At 61.4% G+C, this 8,172-nt stretch carries 8 protein-coding genes; 2 read left to right on the top strand and 6 right to left on the bottom strand.

Features of this window, described 5'->3' with window-relative positions:
* Nucleotides 1-19 precede the first annotated feature (19 nt).
* From SNL23_RS03825 to SNL23_RS03800, 6 genes are read right to left on the bottom strand one after another with little or no spacing between them, the layout of a single operon-like run.
* A complete protein-coding gene (locus SNL23_RS03825; RefSeq protein WP_167662591.1) occupies nucleotides 20-1,534 on the bottom strand; it encodes an ABC transporter substrate-binding protein in 1,515 nt (504 codons plus the stop codon).
* Nucleotides 1,535-1,585: 51 nt separating this feature from the next.
* Nucleotides 1,586-2,557, bottom strand: coding sequence for an ABC transporter ATP-binding protein (locus SNL23_RS03820; RefSeq protein WP_318301652.1), 972 nt, complete (start codon nucleotides 2,555-2,557; stop codon nucleotides 1,586-1,588).
* The gene (locus SNL23_RS03815; RefSeq protein ID WP_318301651.1) at nucleotides 2,554-3,510 is read right to left on the bottom strand and encodes an ABC transporter ATP-binding protein; all 957 of its coding nucleotides are present in this window, start codon (nucleotides 3,508-3,510) and stop codon (nucleotides 2,554-2,556) included. Before SNL23_RS03815 ends, SNL23_RS03820 begins: the two co-directional genes overlap by 4 nt.
* Nucleotides 3,507-4,364 carry an ABC transporter permease gene (locus tag SNL23_RS03810; protein ID WP_318301650.1) on the bottom strand — a complete coding sequence of 286 codons (858 nt, stop codon included), beginning with the start codon at nucleotides 4,362-4,364 and terminating at the stop codon, nucleotides 3,507-3,509. The genes SNL23_RS03815 and SNL23_RS03810 overlap by 4 nt, the downstream gene beginning before the upstream one ends.
* Nucleotides 4,361-5,308 carry an ABC transporter permease gene (locus SNL23_RS03805; protein ID WP_076017283.1) on the bottom strand — a complete coding sequence of 316 codons (948 nt, stop codon included), beginning with the start codon at nucleotides 5,306-5,308 and terminating at the stop codon, nucleotides 4,361-4,363. Before SNL23_RS03805 ends, SNL23_RS03810 begins: the two co-directional genes overlap by 4 nt.
* A 3-nt stretch (nucleotides 5,309-5,311) precedes the next feature.
* A complete protein-coding gene (locus tag SNL23_RS03800) occupies nucleotides 5,312-6,199 on the bottom strand; it encodes a proline iminopeptidase-family hydrolase (protein ID WP_017477306.1) in 888 nt (295 codons plus the stop codon).
* A gap of 182 nt (nucleotides 6,200-6,381) precedes the next feature.
* Between SNL23_RS03800 and SNL23_RS03795 the strand changes: the two genes are divergently transcribed.
* Nucleotides 6,382-7,146, top strand: coding sequence for a LuxR family transcriptional regulator (locus SNL23_RS03795; RefSeq protein WP_076017282.1), 765 nt, complete (start codon nucleotides 6,382-6,384; stop codon nucleotides 7,144-7,146).
* Nucleotides 7,147-7,241: 95 nt separating this feature from the next.
* The coding region (locus SNL23_RS03790) for a proline iminopeptidase-family hydrolase (protein ID WP_318301649.1) at nucleotides 7,242-8,172 on the top strand (931 nt) is incomplete at its 3' end.

Genomic DNA, 8,172 nt, shown 5'->3' with positions numbered 1-8,172 from the left:
TTGCGGTGTTCTCTAGAACTTAGTTCTTCACCACTTCCTCAAGGGTGAAACGCCCCAGCGGGTTTTGCAGGAAGTTGCTCACGTTCTTGCGTGAGATGTTGATGTACGGGCTGTAGTAAAGATCGATCCAGTTCACATCCTGTTTCGCCATTTTCTGCAGGTCGACGTACATCTGCTCACGCTTGACCGGATCCGCCTCGATCCGTGCGGCCGCCACCAGGTCCTTGACCTTGTCGTTCTTGTAGCGAGTCATGTAGTTCTGGTTGGTGTCGTGGCCCAGCACGAAGGTGGTCTTCTGGTCCGGGTCGAGGATGTCGTTGGTCCAGTACATCACCGAAATGTCGTATTCGCCGTCCACCAGCATCTGCCAGCTTTGGGTCGGGTCGACCTTTTGCAGGTTGGCCGTCACGCCGACCTTGGCCAACTGATCCTTGATCATCACCGCAATCTGCTCGTCGGCTTCGTTGCCGGCGTTGACCACGTAGTTCAACTTCAAGTCCTGGGCACCGGCGGCGGCCAGCAGTTTCTTGGCTTCGGTCGGGTCATAAGGGCGTTGCAGGTTGTTGGCGTAGTGGTACAGCGAGCCTTTTGGGATGTAGGAATAGGCCACGGTGCCCTGGCCGAAGGTGGCGGTTTTCACCAGCGATTGTTTATCGATGGCCATGTCCAGCGCCTGACGCACTTCCGGCTTGGCCAACAGGCCGTGGGCATGGTTGATCAACAGGTGATCTTCACGGGTCGACGGGTCGGAGTGGACCACCACGTTCTTGTCTTTCTTAAGCTCTTCAACCCGGGAGAACGGGACGAAGATCGCCGTGTCCAGTTCGTTGTTCTGCACCATGCGCATGCGCGTGTTGTCGTCGGTGACCGACACCCACTCCACGCCATCCAGGCTCACGTTACTGGCCTGCCAGAAGTTCGGGTTCTTCTTCAGGATCACCCGATCGCCCTTGCGCCACTCTTCCACGGTAAACGCGCCGGAGGTCACCGGGTTTTCCGAGTAGGCGTCTTCGCCCATCTTGGTCATGGCTTTTTCCGACAGGATCGACACCGTCGGCGAAGCGAGTTGCGAGAGGAAGGCGACCGCCGGGGTTTTCAAGGTCACGACCAGCGTCTGCGGATCAGCAGCCTTGGCGGTGTTGATCAGGCTGAACGGGTCGCTCCACAGCGAGGCCTTGTTGTCGCGAATGCGCAACAGGCTGAAGGCGGCGTCGTCAGCAGTGATCGGCGAGCCATCCGAGAACTTCGCGGCCCGCAGTTTAAAGGTGTACGTCAGGCCGTCCTTGGAAATGTCCCAGCTTTCTGCCAGCCCCGGCTCCATCTTGGTGCCCAGGTTATCCACGCGTACCAGGGTGTCGTAAACGTTGGCGAACACCCAGGTGTCGCGGTTCTGCGCGCTTTTGATCGGGTCAAACGTGGTGCTGTCTTCGCGGCAACCGATGGTGAGTACACCGGCCGCATGGGCGATACCGGCGGTCAGCGACCACGCAGTGAGCGTGGCGGCGGCGAGCAACTTCAAGTGACGGGATTGCATGTCATAACTCCTTGTCTATAACGGCGGTTGTTCATGATCGGCAGGAAGGGTTCAAAGCAAAGGTTCTTCAAGCACGCAACTGTACCGATGCGTTTGCACAACGTGAGTCGGCGGCAATACCTCGGCACACACGGCTCGTGCATGCCGGCAACGCGGGTGAAAGGCGCAACCACTGGGCAATTTCAGCGGGCTCGGCGGCTCGCCCGGCAACGGTTCGCTGGGCAGTGGGCGGTACGGATCAATCTCCGGGATCGCCTGGATCAACGCTGCGGTGTAGGGATGGCGCGGCGTGGTGAATACCGCTTCCACCGGGCCTTCCTCGACGATTTTCCCCAGGTACATCACTGCCACCCGGTCGCACAGGCGGCGGACGATGGCCAGGTCGTGGGCGATAAACAGGATCGCCAGGTTCATGCGCTGTTGCAGTTCCAGCAGCAGGTTGATGATCTGGCCCTGGATCGACACATCCAGGGCAGCCACGCATTCGTCGGCGATGATCAGCCGTGGCTCCACTGCCAGCGCCCGGGCGATGCCGACGCGCTGGCACTGGCCGCCGCTGAGAGAGCCAGGCTTGCGGCTGGCGAGTTCGGGGCGCAGGCCTACGAGGTCGAGTAATTTGTCGACCCGGCGTGGAATGTTTTCTGACGCCACCTTGCGCTGCACCCGCAGGACTTCGGCGATGGTTTCGCCGACCGTCAGACGCGGGTTCAGGGCCGCGTAGGGATCCTGGAAGATCATCGCCGTCTCGTGCCGCAAACGCGCGATGTCGACAGGCCCGGCGTGGGCCATGTCGATGCCGTCAAACACCACCTGCCCGGCGCTGATCGGGTTGAGGTGCAGGATCGCCCGCCCCAGGGTGCTTTTCCCGCTGCCGGACTCACCCACCAACCCAAGGGTTTCGCCAGCAGCCAGAGTCAACGACACGCCGTTGACCGCCCTCACCCACTGTTTATTCAGGCCAAATAGGCCACTGCCGGAGGCGGCAAAACGCACTTCAAGGTCATTCACCTGTAAAAGCGTCATGGGCGAACTCCCAGGGGATAGTGGCAGGCAACCCGTGCGCCTTCCGGCAACAGCTCGGTGCACAAGCTGCCGACTTGCGGGCATCGCGGGTTGAACCGGCAGCCCTTGGGCAAGGCATCGAGTAACGGCGGTTGCCCGGCAATAGTGCGCAACAAGGCGTGCCCACTGCTGGTGGCGGGCTGGCACTCGATCAGGCCGGCGGTGTACGGGTGTTGCGGGTGTGCCAACAGCTCGTATTTGCTGCCGTGCTCGCACAGGCGGCCGGCGTACATCACGGCGATGGAGTCGCAGGTTTGCGCTACCACGCCGAGGTCGTGGGTGATCATGATGATCGACAGGCCGCGCTGGTCCCGCAGGTCCAGTAACAGGCGCAGGATCTGGGCCTGCACGGTCACGTCGAGGGCGGTGGTCGGCTCGTCGGCGATCAGCACTTTTGGATTGCAGCCCAGGGCTACGGCGATCATCGCCCGCTGGCGCATGCCGCCGGAAAACTCGTGAGGATAGTTGTCGATACGCGCCTGGGGATCCGGAATACCGACCTGGCGCAGCACTTCGATAGCCTGCAATCGCGCGTCTTTTTTCGACGCGCCCTGATGCAGGCGGATGCCCTCGGCGATCTGCTCGCCAATGCGCATCAGCGGGTCGAGGTGGCTGCTGGGGTTCTGGAAAATCATGCCCAGTTGCCCGCCACGAACCGCACGCATGCCAGCGTCATCCAGTGTCAGAAGGTCTTTGCCCGCCAGGCGCACCGAACCGCCCTGCACCCGCAGGTTCGGGGACGGCAGCAAGCGCATCAGCCCGCGACAAGCCATGGTCTTGCCCGAACCGCTTTCGCCCACCAGACCGAGGATTTCACCTTCGGCCAGGTCGAAGGACACCCGGTCCACCAGGGTCACATCGCGCCCGGTGTTGTTGGCGATCACACTCAGGTCCTGCACTTGCAGAAGACTCATGAGCGATCCCCCAGCACTTGCGCCACACCATCGGCCAGCAGGCTGAAACCCATGGCCAATGTCACGATGGCCAGGCCCGGGAAGGTGCAAATCCACCAGGCGGTGGTGATAAACGCCTGGCCTTCGGCAACCATGGTGCCCCACTCGGCGGTCGGCGGTTGCACGCCCAGGCCGAGGTAGCTGACCGCTGCGCCGTTGAGCAGCACCAGCACCGCGTCAGACATGGAAAACACAATCGAGCCGAACATCGCGTTGGGCAACAAATGCCGAAACAGAATGCGCCCATGGCCAAAGCCCAGGCTTTTGGCGGCCAGGGCGAAGTCGCTTTCCTTGAGCACCAGGATTTGCGAGCGGATCAGCCGCGCGTAGGACACCCAGCCCACCAGCGCCATGGCGATATAGAAGCTCTTCAAGCCCGGCCCGAGGATCGCCATGATCGCCAGCATCAGCACCAGAAAGGGGAACGCGAGGATGACGTCGATCACCCGCATGCAGAAACTGTCAAAACGCCCGCCGATATAACCGGACACCGCGCCAACAAAGGTGCCGATCAGGAACGGAAAGATCACTCCGACCACCGCCAGTTGCAGGTCGATGCGCGCGCCCCAGATCACCCTCGAAAGAATGTCGCGGCCGTAGTTGTCCGTGCCAAATGGATGGGCGACGCTGGGGCCCAGCAAACTGATGTCGGTGTTTTGCGCAATCGGATCAAAGGGTGCGATCCACGGGGCGAATACGGCCAGCGCCAGCCATGTCAGCAGAATCAACAGACCCCAGGCCGCCGTCAGCCGGCCATTGCGAAAACCAAAGCGCAGGCGCAAGCGCCACGGGGCAATCAAGGGGCGACTGCTCATTGCATCTTCACTCGCGGGTCCAGCGCGACCGTCACCACATCCGCGACAAAGTTGACCAGCACGGTCGCACAGGCCAGCACCATCGCTACGCCCTGCACCACCATGTAGTCGCGGGTGAAAATCCCGCGCACCAGCAACTGGCCGATGCCGGGAATCGCAAACAGGCTTTCGATCACCACCGTGCCGCTGATCAGCCAGCCAATGTTCACCGCCAACAGGTTGACCGCCGGCACCAGGGAATTGGGCAAAACGTGACGACGAAACACCGCCGCCTCCGACAAGCCGCGCGCCCGGGCGGCGGTGACGTGATCAGCCTGCAACTCCATCAGCATGCTCGCCCGCAGGTTGCGCACCAGCACCGCCGACAGCGCCAGGGCGATGGTCAGGCACGGCAGAACCATGTGGTGCGCCTTGTCCAGCCAAGTGCGCCCATACCCGGAGACCGGGAACAGGCCCCATTGCACGCTGAGCAGCAGAATCAGCATCAAACCCAGCCAGAACGCCGGCATGCCCAGGCCGACCGTGGTGAACAGCCGGATCAGGTTATCCGCCCAGCCACCTTTATTACGCGCGGCCACGGTGGCCATCGGCACGGCGATCAACAGCGCCAGCAGCACGCTGCCGAGCACCAGGAACAGGGTCGGCTCGATGCGGGTGACGATCAGTTTCAGCGCGTCGACCTTGTACAGCAGCGACTGGCCGAGATCGCCCTTGAGCAGGTTCTTCAGGAAGTAGAAATATTGCAGCCAGAGTGGCTGGTCGAGGCCGTATTGGGCGCGGATCTTCAGCAAGGCGTCCGGGGTGCTGCGCGATCCCAACAGGGCCCGCGCCGGGTCACCGGGAATCGAGCGCACCAGCACGAAGGTGATCAGGCTGATGCCAAACAGTACCGGCAGCAATTGCAGCGGCCGGGACAGCACAAAACGGTAACGCGCCAGGTTCATCCGTCAGCCTCGGTGACGAGCAAGGAAGTCCAGCAACACCGGGAAGTAAGCCTGGGGCTCTTCGTAAAACGGCATATGGCTGCTGTTGGGGAACACGTGCAATTCAGCGTGCCTGGCCGCGCTTTTCATACGCATGGCGCAGGCCGGGGTCAGTTCGTCGTGCTGGCCGGTGGTGATCAGTATCGGCATTTTGAATTCGGCCATCTCGGGGATGCGGTTCCAGTCCTTGAGGTTGCCGATGTAGAGGAACTCGTTGGGGCCCTGCATGGTTTCGTAGGGCCCCATGTTCCAGTCGCCGAGGGAGCGCTGGACCGGCGCCGGCCACTCGTCCAGGCGACAGACGTGGCGATAGTTGAGCAAGGTGATGGCGGCCTGGTACTGCGGATGGTCGAGGGTGCCCATGGCTTCGTGGCGTTGCATCATCGCCACGGTCTCGCTACCGAGGGCGCCGCGCAGGCGTTCCAGCTCAAGGGACAGGTGCGGAATGTCGCCGACGGTGTTTTCCAGGATCAGGCTTTTCAGCGCGTCGGGATAGTGAATGGCGTACTCGATGCCCAGCCATCCGCCCCAGGAATGTCCCAGCAGGTGCACGCGACCCAGGCCCAGGGCCTGACGCACCGTCTCGACTTCCTCGACATAACGGCTGATTTCCCACAGCGAAACATCGGTCGGTCTGGCTGATGCGCCGGTGCCAAGCTGGTCGAATGCAACCACTCGCAGGCCGTTGTCCTTGAGCCAGCCATGGGCGTCGCGCAAGTAGTCGCAAGGCAGCCCCGGGCCGCCATTGAGACACAGCAACACTTCATCGCCTTCGCCAAAGCTGTAGGCCACGAGGTTGTGGCCATCGACTTGCACGTTGTACTGCTGGTCGGGGGCAATTTCACGCCACATGCATACATTCCTTGTTGTGTGTCGGCCCTGTGGATAGTGGCCGTTTAAAGGCCAACACTACCGAGGATGCCGCGCGTCCATAACCTGGTAATTCTTATAGGTTTGGTCTGGCAGTCCTTCGCCGGGGCGTGGCATTCTACTTGCAGCAAGACGAGATTCAAACGAATTCGGGAGCAGAACGGATGCTGGCCAGGTTAACTGCCTTTAATGACCGTCTCATCCCCGGCAGGAGCCTGGATGAACAGATGGACAACACCCTCGTATTGGCCCAGGACCTGGGTTTTGATGCGCTGGTCTACGACTACACCCCCGTGCCCATTGACCATAATGGTGCACTGATCACCCCTTCTGTGCTGCAACTGCGCAATACGCCGCCAGACTGGTACAGCTTGTGGTGCAGTTCCGGTTTTTATCAGATCGATCCGGTGCAACACCTCGCACTGTCGACGGTTTCACCGTTTGTCTGGTCCTACGAGGCCAAGGCCGACACCGCGCTGCAAAAGATCATCGACCCCTGCCACGCCCCCGTTTCCAGCTACCTGCACGACCAGCAGATGACCTGCGGCGTCAGCGTGCCGATCCATTTGCCCCGTGGCGGCTTCGCCTCACTGACCGGCCTGCGCACCGGCAAGGCCAGCACGGTGCTGGAGGATGCCCGCCAGACCCTGTCGGATTTCAACCTGATTACCCATGCCTTGCAGGAAGCGGCCTACCCGCTTTTCAGCAAGGAACTGCGCTCCTACCCGCACATCCGTCTGACCAAACGCGAGCGCGAGTGCCTGAAATGGGCTGCCGACGGCCTGACCGCCGCCGAAATCGCCACGCAATTGAGCCGCTCCCTGGCCGTTGTCACCCTGCACCTGGCGTCGGCCATGCATAAGCTGGGGGCCAAGAACCGGGTACAAGCGGTCGTGCGAGCCACTCATTACCGGTTGCTGGAAGACTGATCCAAAGGCAAAACCTAGCTGTTTTGCTAGTTACTTAAACTTTCTGTGCCGACTATCGTGTGCCTGATCACTTTTTTCTCAGGGCAGGGCACGAAATGGAATTCATCGAAACCATCCGCGAAGGCTATGCGGCTTTTCGCGACTACCAGACCTGGTATCGGGTCACCGGCGACCTGGACAGCGGCCTCACGCCACTGGTCATCCTCCATGGCGGCCCGGGCTGCACCCATGATTATGTCGACGCCTACAAGGACGTGGCTGCCAGTGGCCACGCGGTCATTCACTACGACCAACTGGGCAACGGCCGCTCCACGCACCTGCCTGAAAAAGACCCGTCGTTTTGGACCGTGGGCTTGTTCCTGGAAGAACTGGACAACCTGCTGGACCACCTGCAAATCAGCAATAACTACGCAATCCTGGGTCAATCCTGGGGCGGCATGCTCGGCAGCGAACACGCCATCCTGCAACCCAAGGGTCTGCGTGCGTTTATCCCGGCCAACTCGCCGACCTGCATGCGGACCTGGGTCGCCGAGGCCAACCGCCTGCGCAAGTTACTGCCTGAAGGCGTGCACGAAACCCTGCTCAAGCACGAACAGGCCGGCACCTACCAAGACCCCGAATACCTGGCCGCCTCGCGGATTTTCTATGACCAGCACGTATGCCGGGTCAATCCATGGCCGGAAGAAGTCGCCCGCACCTTCGCCCAAGTGGATTCGGACCCGACGGTGTATCACGCCATGAGCGGCCCGACGGAATTCCATGTGATTGGCAGTTTGAAAGACTGGAACGTGATTGGCCGGCTGTCGAAGGTCAATGTGCCGACCCTGGTGATTTCCGGCCGGCATGACGAGGCCACGCCGCTGGTGGTCAAGCCGTTCCTGGATGAGATTGCCGATGTGCGCTGGGCGCTGTTCGAAGACTCCAGCCACATGCCGCATGTTGAAGAGCGGCAGGCGTGCATGGGGACGGTGGTGCAGTTTTTGGATGAGGCCTGCTCTGTTCCCCACAAAGCACTCAAGACTGGCT

The sequence above is a fragment of the Pseudomonas sp. SED1 genome (assembly GCF_034044025.1).
In the GTDB taxonomy this organism is placed as follows: Bacteria; Pseudomonadota; Gammaproteobacteria; order Pseudomonadales; family Pseudomonadaceae; genus Aquipseudomonas.
This window is presented reverse-complemented; position numbering and strand designations above follow the sequence as displayed.